Origin of the sequence: Nonomuraea helvata, from assembly GCF_039535785.1 — a bacterium.
Lineage (GTDB): Bacteria > Actinomycetota > Actinomycetes > Streptosporangiales > Streptosporangiaceae > Nonomuraea > Nonomuraea helvata.
In genome coordinates this window covers 1,823,663-1,841,374 of the sequence record NZ_BAAAXV010000001.1, presented here as the reverse complement: position 1 = coordinate 1,841,374, position 17,712 = coordinate 1,823,663, and the positions used below count along the sequence as shown (strand labels likewise).

Here is a 17,712-nt window from a genome sequence, read left to right as displayed (position 1 = left end):
CGCGCCTAGCGTCGTGATCTATGAAGATTAGAACGGTTGCGACGGTACTCGCCTTGTGCCTCACCATCGGAGCGTGCAAGAGCGGGGCCTTCGAAGGGCCGGACACGGGGGATCGGCCCGACGGCACCTCGACCCGTGCGGGGAAGCAGGGCCCTGCGGCGGGCAAGCAGCGGACCAAATACGGCTTCACCCTCCCCACCGGCAACACCGCGGTGGACGTCAACGAGGGACGGGTGTACGACGCGCTGGCGGAGGGGGACTGCCCCGGTGCTCAGACGGCGCTCGACGAGACCAAAGGGAACTTCAGGACAGCGACCACCGTGCCGCTCTTCCAGGCCGGGGTATACCTGTGCCGGAAGGATGTGGCCTCGGCCAAGTCCGAGTACGCCCGGCTGGTGTGGGAGGGGTCGGACGTGTGGTTCATCTGCGAGCTGCATCGGGCGGTGGGGAGCGTCGTCAAGCAGAAACCGAAGTCGGCCTTCGGCGGGTGCCCGCCGGTCCTGCCGCTGCCTCCGAGCCCGGATGACAGTCCGGATCCTGCCGAGTCTCCCGATTCGGAGAGCACTCCTGACCCGGTGCAGACCCCGGACCCGGCCGAGACTCCGGACGTGGGCTCCGGCACGGACACGGGATCGGGATCGGGTTCGTGACGAGCGAGTCCACCGTCGAGATGCGCAAGAAGCCGGCCGAGCCGTCGCCTGACGACCCAGTCGAGGCGGCCGAGCCCTCGACTGACGACCTCACGGAGGCGGCCGGGCCCGCCGGGTCCACCGGGCATCCGGTGCTCCGGTGGGCGCTGGCCGTGCTGGCCAACGTCACCGTCATGACCGCGCTGCTGGTGTACTTCGGCTGGCAGCGCAGCGCCGTGCAGGCGTTCGAGCTGGGCATCGACGAGAGCATCCTCGACATGTCCACCAAGGACTACGTGCTCCGGAGCGTAGGCCCGGTGCTGTACCTCCTGATGATCATCGGCATCGCCGGGCTGCTCTGGCTGCAGGCCGACCGCGTGCTCGCTCCGCGCGCGAGGCGGGACGGCACTGGCGACCGCCTGGTCAGACACACCCTCCGCGCCCTGTCCCTGGCCTGGCTGGTGCTGCCGCTCGCGATGTGGGCGCTGGGCTTCGTCCTGCGGACGGCCTCGTTCCTGGCCTTCCCGTTCAGCATCGGCGCCGGTGTCCTGCTCACCTTGTACGGAACGCACCTCCGCACCCTGCTGCCCGGCGCGTCCTCGCGCGACGGCCTGCCGCTGCTGTACACGTTCACGTCGGTCATCGTCTGCGTCTCGCTGTTCTACGGCGCCACCAACCTGGCCATTTACCAGGGTGTCTCCTTGGCGCAGAACTTCACCGTCACCGAGCTCACGAGGGTGACCGTCTACAGCGCCGAGCGCCTGTACCTGGGAGCGGGCAAGGAGTCCGCCCTGCCCACCTCGACCGGGCCCGTCTCGACCGACAAGGGCGCCTACAAGTACCGGTACGGCAACCTCCGCCTGTTCGCGCACACCGGCGGCCGCTACTTCCTGATCGCGGACGACTGGCGGCGCGACGAGGGCGTGGTGGTCATGCTCGCCGAGTCGAGCACGATCCGCCTGGAGCTGGGAGGCCCTTGATCGGAAGTGGGGCTCAGACCGCGTCTCTGCCGCGGTCCTCGGCCGGCGGGCCGAGCGACTCGGGGAGCGGGTTGCCGAGTGCCGCGAGTACGGCCTCCTCCACCGTGGCGTGCACGTGCAGGACGGTGTGAGCCTGGGTGATCTCCATGATCCTCGCGAGCTTCGGCGGGGGCGCGGCCAGTCGCAGGCTGCCGCCGTGCTGGCGGGCGTAGGCATGGGTGTTGAGCAGGACGCGAAGGCCCGAACTCCCCATGAACTGGGCCTCGCTGAGATCGATCACCACATGCTCGCCCGGCACCCGGCGGCTGCGCCGGATGTAGCGGTCGAGCCGCCCGGCGGTGGTGGCGTCGACCTCGCCGGCCACCGAGATCACGCTCACGCCCGGCAACCTCTGAGTGACGAACGACAGATCCGGCATGCGACGCCTACCTATCGCTAATTCTGTGGCTTGCCCGTATCGCACCATATCCGGGTGTCCGCCTTTCGCCTAGACACCGCCGCTCACTTCTTCGCCGGGATCGTCCGGGCATACGAACCGCAGGTGAGCAGGCGATTCAAGGAAGCCACACGTCGGCATATTCAGCACGCAACAACGGACGGAAATGCGAATAACCGCGGCGCCGCGAATTTCGGTCTCGCTTTCGCCGAGTTCGACCTCCTCGCCATGATCACAGACACGCTCGCGGGCCGTCACCGCATCGCGCTGCCTCCCGCCGGCCGACCCGACCAGGTGATGCCCGCGCCAATCGCGGGCGGAGCGGCCGGCGGGAGTGGGGCCCCGGCCCCTAGTGGCTGAGCTGCTCGTTCATGATGAGGAACGCCCCCAGTCCGTGGAAGTCGTTGACCGGCCGGGCACGCCCGAAGTAGTAGCTGAGCGAGTCGCTGGCGTTGGTGCCCTCGCTGACGCCCACGAGGTTGGTCCGCCCGTCGGCGCCGAGTGACACCTGGGCCAGCACGCCCTGGTAGCCGCGTTCCGCGTTCGCGCGGTAGGAGGCGTCCACGTATCCGCGCTCGACCGCCCGCGAGATCGTGTACGTGTACATCGCCGAGCACGACGTCTCCGTCCAGTTCGACGGGTTCGACGGCTCGGTGACCACCTGCCACCAGCGGCCCGTGGCCGGGTCCTGCCAACGGGCGTACGCGGGCACGAGCTCGCGCAGGATGTCGATCAGCGCCGACCGGCGCGGATGGTCGGCCGGGAGCAGCTCGAGGATGTCGGTCACGGCCATCCCGAACCAGCCCATCGCCCGGCACCACGAGATCCCGTTCGTGTTGCCCAGTGAGGGTTTGACCCAGGACGCGGTGGGGCCGCCCGGCTCGTCGTAGGCGTGGTACAGCAGCCCGGCGGCCTGGCCCGACGTGCGGCGCAGGTGGCTCCAGTAGATCTCGAGCTGCTTGGCCGGCTCGGCGCCCGTGAAGGAGTCGGCCGCCACCCAGGCGCCGTAGCGGGCGAGGAACGGGTCTACCATGTAGACGCCGTCGCCCCAGAGCTGGCCCTCGCGCGAGCTGGACGTGGAGTGCCACCAGCCGCCGTCGGAGGTGCGCGGGTACGTGTTCAGGCGGGTCCTGATCTTGGCCGCGGCCGTGCGGTAGCGGGCCTGGCCGGTCTCCCGGTAGAGGGCGAGCAGGACGTTGCCGGCCTGCATGCTGTCGAGGTTGTTGAAGCTCTGCGAGATGCCGCCGGAGGAGTCCACGAACCGGTCGGCCCAGTCCTTGATGTACTGCAGGTAGCGGGGCTCTCCCGTGCGCTGGTAGACGAGGTACTGGCCCCAGAGGTAGAGGCCCTGCGGGTAGCTCCAGCCGCCGATCGTGCTGGGGGAGAAGCGGGCCATCGTCGAGTCGACCATCGCCCTGGACCAGTCGGTACCCGCCGCGGAGTCCACGCTCAGTGAGTCGAGGTTCGGGCCGCCGTCGGCGGTGGTGGCCGCGGCCCTGACCGCGTTCGTGCCCGCCGCCAGCTCGGCCCGGACCGTCACCGTCCGCCAGGTGGTCCAGGAGCCGGTGCCGGGGAAGGAGAGCGTCGTGGCCGTGGCGCCGGCCGTGATGCTCATCGGCCGGTCGGCGCTCGTGCCGTTGGCGTAGCGGAAGGCGAGCGTGACGGTTCCCGGCCCGTTCACGGTCCACTCGACGGACGATCCCGCCACGTTGTCGAAGTTGACGAAGCCTGTGCCGGTGAAGCCGGCGTGGTTCGACTCCACGACGCCCTGCGAGATCGTTCCGTTCTCGGCCTCGTAGCGGGTGGCAGCCGCGGCCGGAGCGACGGCAACCGGTTGCAGAAACACGAGCGCGCCGAGTGCGGCGGCGCTGGTCGCGCGAAGACGTCCCATGTATCACTCCGGGTCTGACGAGCGGTGATGCCGGGCCGCCGGTCCAGATGTACGGCACCCAGCGGCGCATGGCTCCGATCTTCTGAGGCGCATTTAAATGCATACATCCCGACCTCGCGCCTGTCTACCGGTCACTTTCATCCGATGTATCGGAAACAAAGAGTTAGGAAAGTTTCCTAAAATATGGACCGTTCCAAGTATTGACGCCCACGGTGGTTTGTGACAAACGTTTGGAAAGCTCCCTCCCCTTTACTCGAGGCATCACTCTCAGCCAGGAGCGCCCGATGAACTTCAGCAAGTCCCGGGCCTGCGTCATCGCCTGCTTGCTCGCCCTGGGAATGACAGCTGTCACCGTCCCAGCCGAGGCGGCGCCCACCCGGTACGAAGCCGAGAACGCGACGATCTCCCAGGGCGTCGTCGAGTCCAACCACGCCGGCTACTCCGGCACCGGCTTCGTCAACGGGGACAACGTCGCCGGCTCGTACACCGAATGGACCGTCAACGCGCCCAGCGCGGGCACCGCCACGCTGGCCTTCCGCTACGCCAACGGCACGGGCGCCGACCGGCCGAGCGACATCGCGGTCAACGGCGCGACCGTCGCCGCCGCCCGGTCGTTCCCCGCCACCGGCGCCTGGACCACCTGGACCACGGTCACGCTGACCGCCCAGCTCACGGCGGGCGCGAACAAGATCAGGGCCACCGCCACAGGCGCGGGCGGCAACCCGAACTGGGACTACCTCGACGCCGAGGTCCAGTCGTCGACCTTCACCGACTACCAGGCGGAGTCCGCGACGATCTCGCAGGGCGTCGTCGAGTCGAACCACGCCGGCTTCACCGGCTCCGGCTTCGTCAACTACGACAACGTCACCGGCTCGTACGTCGAGTTCGCCGTCAGCGCGGCCGGCGCGGGCACCCAGAGCCTGACCTTCCGCTTCGCCAACGGCACCACCACCGACCGGCCGATGACCATCACCGTCAACGGCACCGCCGTCGCCACCGCCCGCTCCTTCCCCGGCACCGGCGCCTGGACCACCTGGCAGGAGATCAGCGTCGACGCGCCGCTCAACGCGGGCGGCAACACGGTCAGGGCCACGGCCACCACCGACAACGGCGGGCCCAACCTCGACCGGCTGCGGGTCAGCGGCCCGGGCGACACCGAGAAGCCGACCTCGCCGGGGCAGCCGACGTGCTCCGACATCTCGTACAACGCCCTGACCCTGGACTGGCCGCCGTCCACCGACAACATCGGCGTCGTCGCGTACGACATCTACCACCAGGGCCAGCAGATCGCGACCGCGACCGCGCCGCCGTACCGGCTGACCGGGCTCAACCCGAACTTCTCCTACCAGCTGTCGGTGTTCGCCCGCGACGCCTCCGGCAACGTGTCGCTGAGCAGCCCCGAGGCGAACTGCCAGACGCTGCCCGCGCCCGCCGACAACCCGCCGTCCCCGCCGGGGCAGCCCACCGTCAGCGGCGTGCAGGCCACCTCGGCGACCGTGACCTGGGGCGCCTCCACGGACGACAACGGGGTACGCGCCTACCTGGTGCGTGACAACGCCACCAACGCCGTGCTCGCCACGGTCACCGGGACCCCGCCCGCCACCACGGCCAGTGTGCCGCTCGAGTGCGCGCACACGTACCAGGTGCACGTGGTCGCGCGTGACAGCGCCAACCAGCTCTCGACGCCGAGCGCGCCGTCCGCGTCGTTCACCACGGGTGGCTGTGGCACCGTGCCGCAGACGCCGACCAGCGTCGCCGGCGGCTGGGACGTGCCGTGGGACATCTCCTGGGCGCCGGACGGCTCGTACGCGCTGGTGACCGAGCGCGACACGTTCAAGGTGTTCAAGGTGACGCCGTCGGGCACCAAGACGCAGGTCGGCACCGTGCCCAACGTGCAGACCACCGGCGGCGAGGGCGGCCTGATGGGCCTGGACTTCTCGCCCACCTGGAACGGCACGACCGACCAGGAGGTGTTCTTCATGCACACCGCCTCCGAGGGCAACCGGGTCGCCAAGATGAACTTCAACGGCACCGCGCTCAGCGGGTACGCGAGCATCCTGCAGGGCATCGACAAGAACCGGTACCACAACGGCGGCCGGATCAGGTTCGGCCCCGACGGCTACCTGTACGTCACCACCGGCGACGCGCAGTCCTCGAGCAACGCGCCCGACCTCGACTCGCTCAACGGCAAGATCCTTCGCATCACCAAGACCGGCGCCGCCGCGCCCGGCAACCCGTTCGGCACCCGCGTCTACAGCTACGGCCACCGCAACCCGCAGGGCCTGGCCTGGGACTCGGCCGGCCGCCTGTGGTCGTCGGAGCTGGGCAACTCCTCGCGCGACGAGCTCAACCTCATCCAGCCGGGCAAGAACTACGGCTGGCCCACCTGCGAGGGCACCTGCAGCACCTCCGGCATGACGAACCCGAAGTACACCTGGAGCGTCTCCGAGGCCTCGCCGAGCGGCATCGCCATCGTCAACAACACCGTCTTCATGGCGGCGCTGCGCGGCCAGCGGCTGTGGCGCATCGTGCTGAACGGCGAGAACGTTTCGACCGTCAACTCGTACTTCAACGGCACGTACGGCCGGCTCCGCGCGGTCGAGAAGGTGCCCGGCGCCAACGCCATCTGGTTCGGCTCCACCAACTCCGACAACAACGGAGACGGCTCGGCCGACACGATCCGGCGCTCCAACATCCAGTAGTCACCCCCTGAACGCCGGCGGCCGCGCAGCAGCGCGGCCGCCGGATCCAGCACCCCCCGGAGCCTCCGATGCATCCCTCCAGAAGGGCCGTGCTCAAAGGAGCGCTGCTCGTCCCCGTGCAGGCGGGCGCCGTGCTGCCGCCGGCGCCCGCCACGGCCCAGGCCGTTGAGTCGCCCTGGGATCAGGTCCCCGCGATCCTGGCCAGGATCGTGCCGCCGGCCTTTCCCGACCGCACGTTCCCCATCACCGACTTCGGCGCCAAGCCGGACAACTCCACCGACTGCACGCCCGCCTTCCGCTCCGCCATCGCCGCCTGCAACGCGGCCGGCGGCGGCACCGTGCTCGTCCCCGGCACCGGCAAGTTCCGCACCGGCCAGATCCACCTGCTGTCCGGCGTGCGGCTGCACGTCGAGGCCGGCGGGACAATCCGGTTCAGGTCGGACGCGGGCTCGTACCTGCCGAACGTCTACACCCGCTGGCAGGGGATCGAGTGCTACAACTACTCGCCCTTCATTTATGCCAGGAACCAGACCGACATCGCCCTGACCGGCACCGGCACGATCGACGGGAACGCGGCGGCCGGGCCGTGGTTCGGCTTCGACGACCAGCGCGGCCCCGACTGGGACCGGTTGCAGCAACTGGCCGTGGACGGCGTGCCGGTCGAGCAGCGGCAGTTCGGTGACGGCCACTACCTCAAGCCGAGCATGATCCAGTTCTACGGCTGCCGGAACATCCTCGTCGAGGACCTGGACATCCGGAACCCCGCGATGTGGACCATCCACCCCGTCTTAGCCCGAAATATCACGATAAGGCGGGTCAAAATCTACAGCCGGGGCGCGATGGTGGACGGCGTCGACCCCGAGTGCTCGTCCGACGTGCTCATCGAGGGCTGCACGTTCGACACGGGCGACGACGGCACGGTCATCAAGTCGGGCCGCGACACCGACGGCCGCCGCGTGGGCGTGCCGTCCACCGACATCGTCATCCGCGGCAACACCTACTACGGCCGCTGGGGCGCGATCACGGTCGGCAGCGAGATGTCCGGCGGCGTCCGCAACGTCTTCGCCGAGAACAACCGCATCCAGGCGGGCTCCTCGTACCACTCCTTCTACGCGCTCTACCTGAAGACCAACAACCGGCGCGGCGGAACGGTGGACGGCGTGCACGTCCGCAACCTGGCCGGCGGCCCGTGCGACCGGGGCGGCTTCTTCGTCGACATGAACTACAGCCTGACCGGCCCGGGCCAGGGCCCGATCGTCAACCCGGTCATCCAGAACATCACCGTGGACGGCCTGGACATCGCCGACTCGCCGTTCGCGATCAAGCTGTCGGGCTCGTCCGCCAGCCACCTCCGCAACGTGACGATCACCAACAGCACCTTCACCCAGATCGACACGCCCGCGCCCCAGCTCTCCAACGCGGACGACGTCGTGCTGCGCAACGTGCGCATCAACGGCGTCCTGTACGGGTCGTCCCCCGGCAACCGGTACGAGGCGGAGAACGCCACGATCTCGCAGGGAGTCGTCGAGTCCAACCACGCCGGGTTCTCCGGCACCGGGTTCGTCAACTACGACAACGTGGCCGGCGCGTACGTCGAGTTCGCGGTGAGCGCGGCGGCGGCCGGCAGCAGGCCCCTCACCATCAGGTACGCCAACGGTACGAGCACCGACCGGCCCTTCGCGGTCACCGTCAACGGGACCGCCGTCGGCTCCGCCGTGAACGCCCCCGGCACCGGCGCCTGGACGACCTGGACGTCCGTCTCCGTCACCGTGCCCCTCGTCTCCGGCACCAACACCGTCCGGCTCACCGCCACCACAACGGGCGGCCTCCCCAACCTCGACTACGTGGAGCTCCAGCCATGAAACCGCTCGCCCGGGCCTTGCTGGTGTGCGCCCTCGCCCTGCTCGGAGCCGTGCCACTCCCAGCAGAAGCGGCCGCCGAGTTCAACGTGCGCGACTACGGCGCCACGGGCAACGGCTCGACCAATGACGACGACGCCATCGACCGCGCGATCAACGCCGCGAGCGCCGCCCCAGGCGGCACCGTGGTCTTCCCCTCCGGCCGCTACCGGGCCCGGACGATCCACCTGAAGTCGCACGTCACGCTCAGGCTCGACGCCGGCGCCACCCTCCTGGCGGCGGGCAGCGGGATGGACGCGCCCGAGTCCAACGCGAACGACGACTACCAGGACTACGGCCACAGCCACTTTCACAACTCGCTCATGTGGGGCAGCGGCATCACCGACTTCCACCTCACCGGCACCGGCACGATCGACGGCGACGGCAACCTGATCACCGGTAACCCGGACTCCGGCGAGGCCGACAAGGCGCTCACGCTCACCGAGTGCTCCGACATCAGCCTGACCGGGGTCACGTTCCGGCGCGGCGGCCACTTCGGCGCGCTGATCAACGGCTGCCACGACATCACGATCGACAACCTGAAGACGGTCTACGCCGGCAGCGGCGTGCGCGACGGCATCAACCTGATCAACAGCTGGAACGTCACCGTCACCAACAGCCGCATCGAGGCGAGCGACGACGCCCTGGTGTTCAAGAGCGACTACGCCCTCGGCCACACCTACACCAGCCAGAACGTCCGCGTGCGCGACACCACCGTCTACTCGCACGAGAACAACGCGCTGCAGTTCGGCTCGGAGACCTGCGGCAGCTTCCGCGACTTCCGGTTCGAGAACATCACCGTGCTGGGCGCCGGCAAGGCCGGCATCGGCATCGTCTCCATGGACGGCGCGGTCATCGAGGACGTCCACTACGACAACGTGACGCTCACCAAGACCACGTCGCCCTTCTTCTTCAAGATCGGTGAGCGGAAGCGCTGCCCCGGCTCGCCGCCCGCCGGACGGATCCGGAACATCACGATCTCGAACGTCACCGGGACCGACCTCACGGCGCCCGTGGTCACCGGCACGGTCGGCGCGTCCGACTACACCAGCACGCTGACCGGCACGCCGTCCGTGGACCTGGGCCCCGGCATCACGTTCCAGAACGTCGACCTCACGGTCCCCGGCGGCCACCCGGCCTCGGAGGCGAGCAGGGTGCCGGGCGAGTATCTCACCACGTACCCGCCGCGCGACTACGGCGCGCGCCCCTCGTACGGCTACTGGATCCGGCACGCCACCGGCATCACGCTCAACGGCGAGACCCGGTTCGACGAGAACGACAACCGGCCGTACGTCATCGCCGACGACGCCTCCAACGTCCAACTGAACGGCGTCGTCGCGCAGCGCGGCAGCGGCAGCGCGTACGACGCCGGGTTCAGCGGCGTCAACGGCTACGCCGTGCGCGACAGCGCCGACACCTCCGGCGGCGCGCTGCGTGTGCGGGCCACCAACTCCACGCCCATCGGTGAGGACCCGGTCAGCCTGTACGCCGAGGCGGAGTCCGGCACGATCACCGCGCCGATGCAGACGGCGGCCGACACCGCTGCGTCCGGCGGCTCGTACGTGACCGTGGCCGCGGGCAACAACAGCAAGTCCAGCGCGCCCGCCACCGGCTGGGCCACGCTCGCGTTCGACCTCCCGCGCGGCGGCACCTTCGCCGTCTGGGCCCGGGTGATCGCCGCCAACGACGGTGACGACTCGTTCTGGGCGCGCTCCGGCACAGGAACATGGAGCAACTGGAACAACATCCCGATCGGCACCTCCTGGCACTGGGCCAAGCTGCCCGTCACGTACGACCTGGCGGCCGGAGCGCGCACGATCACCTTCGCCTACCGCGAGGACGGCGCCCGCCTCGACCGGGTGGCCATCTCCAGCGACCCCGCGTTCACCCCCGAACCATAGGAGACGCACACCATGAAACGCACGGCGACGCTCGCCGTCCTAGCGCTCCTGCTCGGCCTCCTCACCGCCGTTCCGGCGCGGGCCGACCTGCAGCATCCGCGCCAGGCGTTCCTGCGCAACTCGATCGCCGGGCTCTTCCTCCACTGGGGCGAGCGGACCTCGCCGCAGCACACCAGTTGCAGCGGGTGGGAGGCCGACGTCACCAACGGCGGCTGGAGCGCCTCCTACTGGGTGAACGAGGCCAAGAAGCTGCACGCCCAGTACATCGTGCTGGCCACCTTCCACAGCAGGCTCGGGTACGCCCGGCCGTACCCGAGCGAGATCCCCGGCTCCTGCCGCACCACGCGGGACTTCCTCGGCGAGTTGATCGACACCGCGGACGCGCAGGGGCTGAAGGTCATCAACTACATGACCGACGACCCGCAGTGGCACAACGAGGGGCTCAGCTCCGGCGACTGGCTCAACTCCTCGGCCTTCTCCAGCTACGTCGGCCACAGCGTGGACCTGACCACCCGCGACGGGTTCGGCGAGTTCAGCTACCTGCAGTTCTTCGAGCAGATGAAGCGCTACCCGAAGCTGGCCGGGTTCTGGATCGACAACGACAACGCCTATTGGGAGCGCAACGACCTCTACGCCAAGATCTACCAGCAGCGCCCCGACATGACGATCTCGAACAACAACGAAGACACGCCGATCATGGACATGATCAGCAACGAGCAGAAGACCGGCATGACGCCGTCGTACGACTACCCGCAGGCGGTCTACACCGCGCTGCCGCGGCTGATCGAGGCCGACTTCAAGCTGCCCACCGGCGGTCCCTGGTGGTACGGCGGCTCCGACCAGGCCGTGGACCGCAAGCTCACGCTCGGCCGGCTCATCGCGAACGCCGGCTCGTCGGTCAAGGCGCTCATGGCCGAGACCGCCATGGTCAACGGCCGCTTCCCCGCCCAGCAGGCCGACTTCAACAACTTCGCGAACACCTACCTCTCGGCCATCTGGGAGTCGCTCGGCGGCACCGAGGGCGGCGGCTACATGTTCGGCGGGCTCAAGCCGGGCTTCTGGAACAACGGCGCGCACGGCGTGACCACGATCGCCAAGAACGACCCCGACCGGCACTACGTCCACGTGCTCACGCCGCCGTCCGGCAGCACGCTGTCGCTGCGGGACAACGGCTACCGGATCACCTCGGTGACGAACCTGCGCACCGGCGCGCCCGTCGCGTTCACGCAGTCGGGCGGGACGCTGACGCTGAGCGGCATCAGCAGCTGGGACACCTACGACACGGTCTTCAAGGTGATCTCGAGCGGCCGCCAGGGGATCTACACCGGCGTCACGCTCTCGGCGAGCTCGTCCACCAGCGGCCACGGCGCGGCGGCGGCGGGCGACGGCGACTATCTGACCTACTGGGACAGCAACGCCGCCGAGCCCGCGCGGCTCACCTTCGACCTGGGTTCCGCCAAGCGCATCCAGTACCTCGCGGTCAACCAGCGGGAGGACTCCACCGTCTACCCGCCGTCCGGCTCCGCGCGGATCTCCGGCTACCAGGTGCACGTCAGCGACGACGGCTCGAGCTGGGGGAGCGCGATCAAGACCGGGACCGTCCCGAACGCGCGCGGCGTGCAGTTCATCGACCTGAGCGCCGTCACCGCCCGTTATGTCCGGCTCAGCAAGACCGGGCACCACGGCGTCGCCCGCTGGCGGGTGGACGAGGCGTGGGTCGGCGGCCAGTACGCGGGCGGAAGCGCCCCGTCCGGCACCCGCTACGAGGCCGAGAACGCGACGATCTCGCAGGGCGTGGCCGAGTCCAACCACGCGGGCTACTCGGGGACGGGGTTCGTCAACGGCGACAACGTGACGGGCTCGTACGTGGAGTTCTCCGTGAACGCGCCCGCGGCCGGAACCGCCACGATCGCGTTGCGCTACGCCAATGGAACGTCGACCAACCGGCCGGCGGCCATCAGCGTGAACGGCGGCGCCGCCCAGGCCCGCGACTACGCCGGCACCGGTGACTGGACCACCTGGACGACCGACACGTTCACCGTCTCGCTCAATGCCGGCGTGAACACGTTGCGGGTGACCGCGACGACGGACGGCGGCAACCCGAACCTCGACTACATCGACGTCACCACGGGAGGTGTCTCATGAAGGGCGCACTCGCGGCTGTGGCGCTCGTCGGCGCGTGCCTGGCCGTCCCCGCCGGGGCCGCTCCGGCCGCCGCCTCGGACAACGGGCTGTCGATCAGGCCCGCGATGGGCTGGAGCAGCTGGAGCTTCGTCCGCCGCTGGCCCGACGAGACCAAGATGAAGGCGCAGGCGGACGCGCTGGTCAGCAGCGGCCTGGCCGACAAGGGCTACGTCTACGTCAACCTCGACGACTTCTACCAGAAGTGCGACTCCAACGGCTTCGTCGTCGACAATTACGGCCGCTGGGCGGTCGACACCGCCAAGTTCCCGTCCGGGATCAAGGCGCTGGCCGACTACGTGCACGCCAAGGGGCTGAAGTTCGGCTTCTACGTCACCCCCGGCATCGCGAAGAACGCCGTCACCGCCAACAAGCCGATCGAGGGCACGTCGTACCACGCGCAGGACATCGCGGACACGACGCAGACGCACAAGAACTACAACTGCAAGAACATGTACCGGCTCAAGTACTCCCACCCGGGCGCGCAGGCGTTCATCAACTCGTGGGCCAACCAGATGGCCTCGTGGGGCGTGGACTACCTCAAGATCGACGGCGTGGACGCGACCACGGTCGCCGACGTGGAGGCGTGGGACAAGGCGCTGCGCCAGACCGGCCGGCCGATCAACTTCGCGCTCTCCAACAACCTGCCGATCGCCCAGGCCACCACCTGGAAGCGGCTGGCCAACAGCTGGCGCACCCAGGGCGACGTCGAGTGCTACTGCGGCTCGGGGCCGAACGGCAGCGGCTACCCGCTGACCGACTGGTCGCACGTCGTGAGCCGGTTCAACTCGGCCGCCTCCTGGCAGCAGTACGCCGGTCCCGGCGGGTGGAACGACTACGACTCGCTGCAGATCGGCAACGGCGACCAGGTCGGGCTCACCGCCGACCAGCGCCGCTCGCACATGACGCACTGGGCGATGGCCGGGAGCCCGCTGCTGCTCGGCACCGACCTGACCGCGCTCACCTCGGTGGACCTGGCGATGCTGAAGAACGACCGGCTCATCGCGGTCAACCAGGACGGCGTCGCCGCGCAGCGCGTCGTCAACAGCGGCGTCAACCAGGTGTGGCGCAAGCGGGAGTCGAACGGCGACTACATCGTCGCGCTCTACAACACCGGCACGTCGGGCACCTCCACGGTGAGCGTCACCTGGTCACAGGTGGGCTTCAGCGGACCGGCGGCGGTCACGAACCTGTGGTCGGGCGCGTCGGAGGGCACCGTCAGCTCCTCCTACAGCGCCACGTTACGGCCCGGCGAGACCCGCCTCATCCGGGTACGGCCCAGCGCGGGACAGCGGTACGAGGCCGAGGACGCGACGATCTCGCAGGGCGCCGCCGAGTCCAACCACGCGGGCTACTCCGGGACGGGCTTCGTCAACGGCGACAACGTGGTGGGCTCGTACGTGGAGTTCACGGTGAACGCCGCCTCGGCCGGAACCGCCACACTCACCCTGCGTTACGCCAACGGAACGTCGACCAACCGCCCGATGACCATCGACGTCAACGGCACCACCACCACGCGGGACTTCCCCGGCACCGGCGACTGGGACACCTGGGCGGACGCCACGTTCACCGTGTCCCTGCAGGCCGGCGCCAACACCGTCCGAGCCACCGCCACCACCGCCAACGGCGGCCCCAACGTCGACTACCTCGACCTCTCCTGACCGGAAGGAGCGCCCATGCACCCCCCACGCCTGCGCTTACCCCGTTTCGCGCGCTTACGCCCTCTGATCGTCCTGGCCGCCGCCTGCCTCGCCGTCACCGCGCTGGTCGCGCTCCCCGCCCGGGCCGCGACCGTCCGCTACGAGGCCGAGAACGCGACGATCTCGCAGGGCGTCGTCGAGTCCAACCACGCCGGGTTCTCCGGAACCGGCTTCGTCAACAGCGACAACGCCTCCGGCCCGTACACGGAGTGGACGGTCAACGCGCCCGTGGCGGGCACCGCCACGCTGGCCATCCGCTACGCCAACGGCACGACCGGCGCCCGCACCGCGGACGTCTCGGTGAACGGCACGGTCGTCTCGGCCGGCCGCTCGTTCGCCGCCACCGGGGCCTGGACCACGTGGGCCACCTCGACCCTCACCACGACGCTCAACGCGGGCGACAACACCATTCGCCTCACCGCCGCGAACTCGGGCGGCAACCCCAACCTCGACTACCTCGAGGTCACCGTGGCCGACGCGCCCGCGACCGAGTACCAGGCGGAGGCCGCCACGCTGTCGCAGGCCGCGGTGGCGACCAACCACACCGGCTACACCGGCTCCGGCTTCGTCGACTACGTCAACACGACCGGCGGCTACATCGAGTGGACGGTCAACGTGGCCGACTCCGGTTCGCACACGCTCACCATCCGCTACGCCAACGGAACGTCGACCAACCGCCCGATGAGCATCGACGTCAACGGCACGGCCATCACGCGGGACTTCCCCGCCACCGCCAACTGGGACACCTGGGCGGACGCCCAGATCACCGCCACGCTGAACGCCGGCGTCAACACCGTCCGCGCGACCGCCACCACCGCCAACGGCGGCCCGAACGTGGACCGGCTCTCGGTCAGCGGCCCCGGCGGCCCCGACGGGCAGGCGCCGACCGTGCCCGTGAGCGTCCGTGTCACCGGCACCTCGGCCTCCAGCATCTCGCTGGCCTGGACCGACTCCACCGACAACGTGGCCGTCACCGGCTATCGCGTCTACGAGGGGACGGCCGTGGTCACCACCACGCCGACCGCCGGCGCCACGATCGGCGGGCTCGCCGCCGGGTCCACGCACACGTACACGGTCACCGCGTTCGACGCGGCCGGCAACGAGTCGGGGCACAGCACCGCGGTCAGCGGCACGACCGGCGGTGGCGGCGGCACCGGCCCGACGGCCGACCAGCTCCTGGCGAAGGTGACGTCGTGCAACCAGATCTCCAACGGCAAGTACAAGACGGACTCCGACGTGAGCTCGGCGACGGTCGCGGTGTGCCAGAAGACCGGCGCGGTGTTCTGGAAGGGCGACATGGACATCGACTGCGACGGAGTCCGCACGTCGCAGTGCAACGAGGACACCGACTGCTGCTTCCAGGCCGACACGTTCTGCCACACCAGCGGCGACTCGCCGCTCAACGCGGCGCAGCTCGCGTACATGGTGGTGCCCAGCTCCAGCTCCATCTGGGACTACCGGACCAAGGGCATCGGCTGCGGCACCGTGGTGGCGATCGTCTACAACGGGCAGGTGGAGTACGCGGTGATGGGCGACACGGGGCCGAGCGGCATCATCGGCGAGGCCTCTTACCGGACGGCCGCCGACCTGGGCATCAACCCTGACCCCAGCAACGGCGGCACCGACAGCGGCGTCACCTACATCGTCTTCACCGGCTCCGACACCAAGGTCCAGACCATCGAGAACCACTCCCAGGCGGTGACCTTGGGCCGCACGCTGGCCCAACGCTTCCTCGACCAGAACTGACCGCCTTGTCCTGTGCGGCCCGCCGCTTCTCTCGCGGCGGGCCGCTTTCATGAGCCGGGGCCGGTCCTGACGGCGGTGAGCAGCGTGACCATGTAGTCCTGCAGGTCGTCGGCCCAGGACAGCAGGCCGGTGACCCGGCCCTCGCGTACCTCGGCCTCGACGAACGCCGTGACCCCGTACACGATGAGCCGCGCGGTCGTGGCGGGCAGCGGTGGCAGCGCGGGGTCCGCCTGCCTGGCCCTGGCGGCCATGGCGGTGACCATGCCGACGAACGGATGGTAGGCGCGGTCGCGCTGGGCCACCGCCCGCTCGCCCGCGCGCGGCAGCTCCACGAAGTACGCCTGCGCGTAGGCCGGGCGCCCCTGCCACCAGCGCAGATACGCCCGTAGCCCGCGCAGGTTCGCGGCTCGCCAGTCGTCCGGCGCGGCGGCGGCCGTGCGGATCTCCTCGATCAGCTCAGGCAGGTCGCGTTCGCACAGGGCGAGGAAACAGGCCTCCTTGTCGGCGAACTGCTGGTAGAAGGCGTTGCGTGAGACCCGGGCCGCCGCGATCACGTCGGGCACGGTCGTGGCGGCATAGCCGCGCCGCGCCACCAGCTGCAGCATCGCCTCGATCAGCCGCTCGCGCTGCGAGCTCCGCACGGTCTCCGGCGAGAGCCCGTGCCGCCCCCGGGGGAGCGGCTCAGCGATTGGAACTTCGTTCTGTTGATCCCTTGACATCGCTCACCGATCGTACTTCCCTTCGGTTAGGAGACGTTCATGTCTTCAAACCCTTCCCCGCGAGGTGACCATGGAACACATCACTCGGCGGCGCGCGCTCCGGACGGGCATCGCGGGCCTCCTGGCGGCGGGCGTCCTGTCCCGTACGACGTCCGCGGAGGCGGCGAGCGCCATCGAGTCGCACTTCGCGGTCCGCGGCCCGCACGCGGTCGCGACCGGCACCTCCGGCGGCCACCGGCTCTACTACCCGGCCGACCTGGGCGCGGGCGGGTTCGCGCACCCGATCGTCACCTGGGGCAACGGCACCAACGCCACCCCCGACAACTACCCCGGCGTGCTCAGCCAGCTCGCCTCCTGGGGCTTCGCCGTCGTCGCCTCGACCGACACCACCACGGGCACCGGAGCCGAGATCCTGGCCGCCGCACAGCACCTCGTCGGGCTCAACTCCGACTCCGGCAGCGTCTTCGCCGGCAAGCTCGACGTGACCAGGGTCGCGGCGGTGGGCCACTCCCAGGGCGCGGGCGGCTCGGTCAACGCCACCAACCACTCCGCCGGGCTGATCACGACGGTCGTGCCGATCGCGCTGCCCGCCCAGGTCTGGGTCGGCGCGGGGGACGAGTTCTCCGTCGCGGCGCTGACCTGCCCCGTGCTCTTCCTCAGCGGCGCGAACGACTGGCTCATCTCCTCGGCCGCCGCCGTCCAGGGCTACTACGACCAGGTGCCCGGCGCGGCGGGCAAGGCGCTGCTCAAGGGCGCGGGCCACAACGACATCCAGAACGGCGGCGGCGGGTTCCTCGGCTACCTGACCGCCTGGCTCATGTACCGGTTACGCGACGACGCGCTCGCCCGCGGCGCCTTCGCGGGCTCCGCGCCCGAGCTGCCCACCAACACCGCCTGGCAGAACCAGGCACTCAAGAACCTCAGCTGAG

Annotated in this window: 13 protein-coding genes; 9 read left to right on the top strand and 4 right to left on the bottom strand. The window is 69.7% G+C overall.

All coding sequences use genetic code 11. The features are described from left to right. Positions 1-20: 20 nt before the first annotated feature. Both ABD830_RS08420 and ABD830_RS08415 read left to right on the top strand, forming a co-directional pair. Positions 21-650: a hypothetical protein gene (locus ABD830_RS08420; RefSeq protein WP_344985918.1), complete on the top strand. Its 630-nt coding sequence runs from the start codon at positions 21-23 to the stop codon at positions 648-650. Next, on the top strand, positions 647-1,609 hold the full coding sequence (locus ABD830_RS08415; protein WP_344985917.1) for a hypothetical protein: 963 nt from the start codon (positions 647-649) through the stop codon (positions 1,607-1,609). The genes ABD830_RS08420 and ABD830_RS08415 overlap by 4 nt, the downstream gene beginning before the upstream one ends. 13 nt (positions 1,610-1,622) lie before the next feature. Here the strand turns inward: ABD830_RS08415 and ABD830_RS08410 are convergent, their stop codons facing one another. The 3 genes from ABD830_RS08410 to ABD830_RS08400 all read right to left on the bottom strand — a co-directional run bounded on the left by ABD830_RS08410 (position 1,623) and on the right by ABD830_RS08400 (position 3,936). Continuing rightward, positions 1,623-2,027, bottom strand: a complete 405-nt coding sequence (locus tag ABD830_RS08410) for an STAS domain-containing protein (protein WP_344985916.1) — start codon at positions 2,025-2,027, stop codon at positions 1,623-1,625. A 69-nt stretch (positions 2,028-2,096) separates the two neighbouring features. After that, entirely contained in the window at positions 2,097-2,303 is a 207-nt protein-coding gene (locus ABD830_RS08405; protein WP_344985915.1) for a hypothetical protein, read from the bottom strand. 91 nt (positions 2,304-2,394) lie between these two features. Then, positions 2,395-3,936, bottom strand: coding sequence for a glycoside hydrolase family 88 protein (locus ABD830_RS08400; RefSeq protein ID WP_344985914.1), 1,542 nt, complete (start codon positions 3,934-3,936; stop codon positions 2,395-2,397). Between the two features lie 284 nt (positions 3,937-4,220). On the opposite strand from ABD830_RS08400, the gene ABD830_RS08395 reads away from it, so the two are divergent. The 6 genes from ABD830_RS08395 to ABD830_RS08370 all read left to right on the top strand — a co-directional run bounded on the left by ABD830_RS08395 (position 4,221) and on the right by ABD830_RS08370 (position 16,064). Further along, positions 4,221-6,638: a PQQ-dependent sugar dehydrogenase gene (locus ABD830_RS08395; protein ID WP_344985913.1), complete on the top strand. Its 2,418-nt coding sequence runs from the start codon at positions 4,221-4,223 to the stop codon at positions 6,636-6,638. Positions 6,639-6,706: 68 nt separating this feature from the next. Next, complete coding sequence (locus ABD830_RS08390) at positions 6,707-8,500, top strand: glycosyl hydrolase family 28 protein (protein ID WP_344985912.1); 1,794 nt, start codon at positions 6,707-6,709, stop codon at positions 8,498-8,500. Then, positions 8,497-10,437: a glycosyl hydrolase family 28 protein gene (locus ABD830_RS08385; protein ID WP_344985911.1), complete on the top strand. Its 1,941-nt coding sequence runs from the start codon at positions 8,497-8,499 to the stop codon at positions 10,435-10,437. Before ABD830_RS08390 ends, ABD830_RS08385 begins: the two co-directional genes overlap by 4 nt. Before the next feature lie 12 nt (positions 10,438-10,449). Further along, complete coding sequence (locus ABD830_RS08380) at positions 10,450-12,582, top strand: discoidin domain-containing protein (protein WP_344985910.1); 2,133 nt, start codon at positions 10,450-10,452, stop codon at positions 12,580-12,582. Next, positions 12,579-14,279 (top strand): carbohydrate-binding protein, encoded by a 1,701-nt coding sequence (locus ABD830_RS08375; protein ID WP_344985909.1) that lies wholly within the window; start codon positions 12,579-12,581, stop codon positions 14,277-14,279. The genes ABD830_RS08380 and ABD830_RS08375 overlap by 4 nt, the downstream gene beginning before the upstream one ends. A 15-nt stretch (positions 14,280-14,294) precedes the next feature. Continuing rightward, positions 14,295-16,064 (top strand): CBM35 domain-containing protein, encoded by a 1,770-nt coding sequence (locus ABD830_RS08370; RefSeq protein ID WP_344985908.1) that lies wholly within the window; start codon positions 14,295-14,297, stop codon positions 16,062-16,064. A 47-nt stretch (positions 16,065-16,111) separates the two neighbouring features. Here ABD830_RS08370 and ABD830_RS08365 read toward each other — a convergent pair whose 3' ends face one another. Then, the gene (locus ABD830_RS08365) at positions 16,112-16,705 is read right to left on the bottom strand and encodes a TetR/AcrR family transcriptional regulator (protein ID WP_344985907.1); all 594 of its coding nucleotides are present in this window, start codon (positions 16,703-16,705) and stop codon (positions 16,112-16,114) included. Positions 16,706-16,853: 148 nt separating this feature from the next. Here ABD830_RS08365 and ABD830_RS08360 point away from each other — a divergent pair, with 148 nt between their 5' ends. Then, the gene (locus tag ABD830_RS08360; RefSeq protein ID WP_344985906.1) at positions 16,854-17,711 is read left to right on the top strand and encodes a poly(ethylene terephthalate) hydrolase family protein; all 858 of its coding nucleotides are present in this window, start codon (positions 16,854-16,856) and stop codon (positions 17,709-17,711) included. Position 17,712: the final 1 nt, after the last annotated feature.

What these genes read in the sequence shown, in the direction of transcription:
- ABD830_RS08420 (WP_344985918.1), top strand. Translation starts at nt 21, where the DNA reads ATGAAGATTAGAACGGTTGCGACGGTACTCGCCTTGTGCCTCACCATC.
- ABD830_RS08380 (WP_344985910.1), top strand. Translation starts at nt 10,450, where the DNA reads ATGAAACGCACGGCGACGCTCGCCGTCCTAGCGCTCCTGCTCGGCCTC.
- ABD830_RS08370 (WP_344985908.1), top strand. Translation starts at nt 14,295, where the DNA reads ATGCACCCCCCACGCCTGCGCTTACCCCGTTTCGCGCGCTTACGCCCT.
- ABD830_RS08400 (WP_344985914.1), bottom strand. Translation starts at nt 3,936, where the DNA reads ATGGGACGTCTTCGCGCGACCAGCGCCGCCGCACTCGGCGCGCTCGTG.
- ABD830_RS08360 (WP_344985906.1), top strand. Translation starts at nt 16,854, where the DNA reads ATGGAACACATCACTCGGCGGCGCGCGCTCCGGACGGGCATCGCGGGC.
- ABD830_RS08390 (WP_344985912.1), top strand. Translation starts at nt 6,707, where the DNA reads ATGCATCCCTCCAGAAGGGCCGTGCTCAAAGGAGCGCTGCTCGTCCCC.
- ABD830_RS08410 (WP_344985916.1), bottom strand. Translation starts at nt 2,027, where the DNA reads ATGCCGGATCTGTCGTTCGTCACTCAGAGGTTGCCGGGCGTGAGCGTG.
- ABD830_RS08375 (WP_344985909.1), top strand. Translation starts at nt 12,579, where the DNA reads ATGAAGGGCGCACTCGCGGCTGTGGCGCTCGTCGGCGCGTGCCTGGCC.
- ABD830_RS08385 (WP_344985911.1), top strand. Translation starts at nt 8,497, where the DNA reads ATGAAACCGCTCGCCCGGGCCTTGCTGGTGTGCGCCCTCGCCCTGCTC.
- ABD830_RS08395 (WP_344985913.1), top strand. Translation starts at nt 4,221, where the DNA reads ATGAACTTCAGCAAGTCCCGGGCCTGCGTCATCGCCTGCTTGCTCGCC.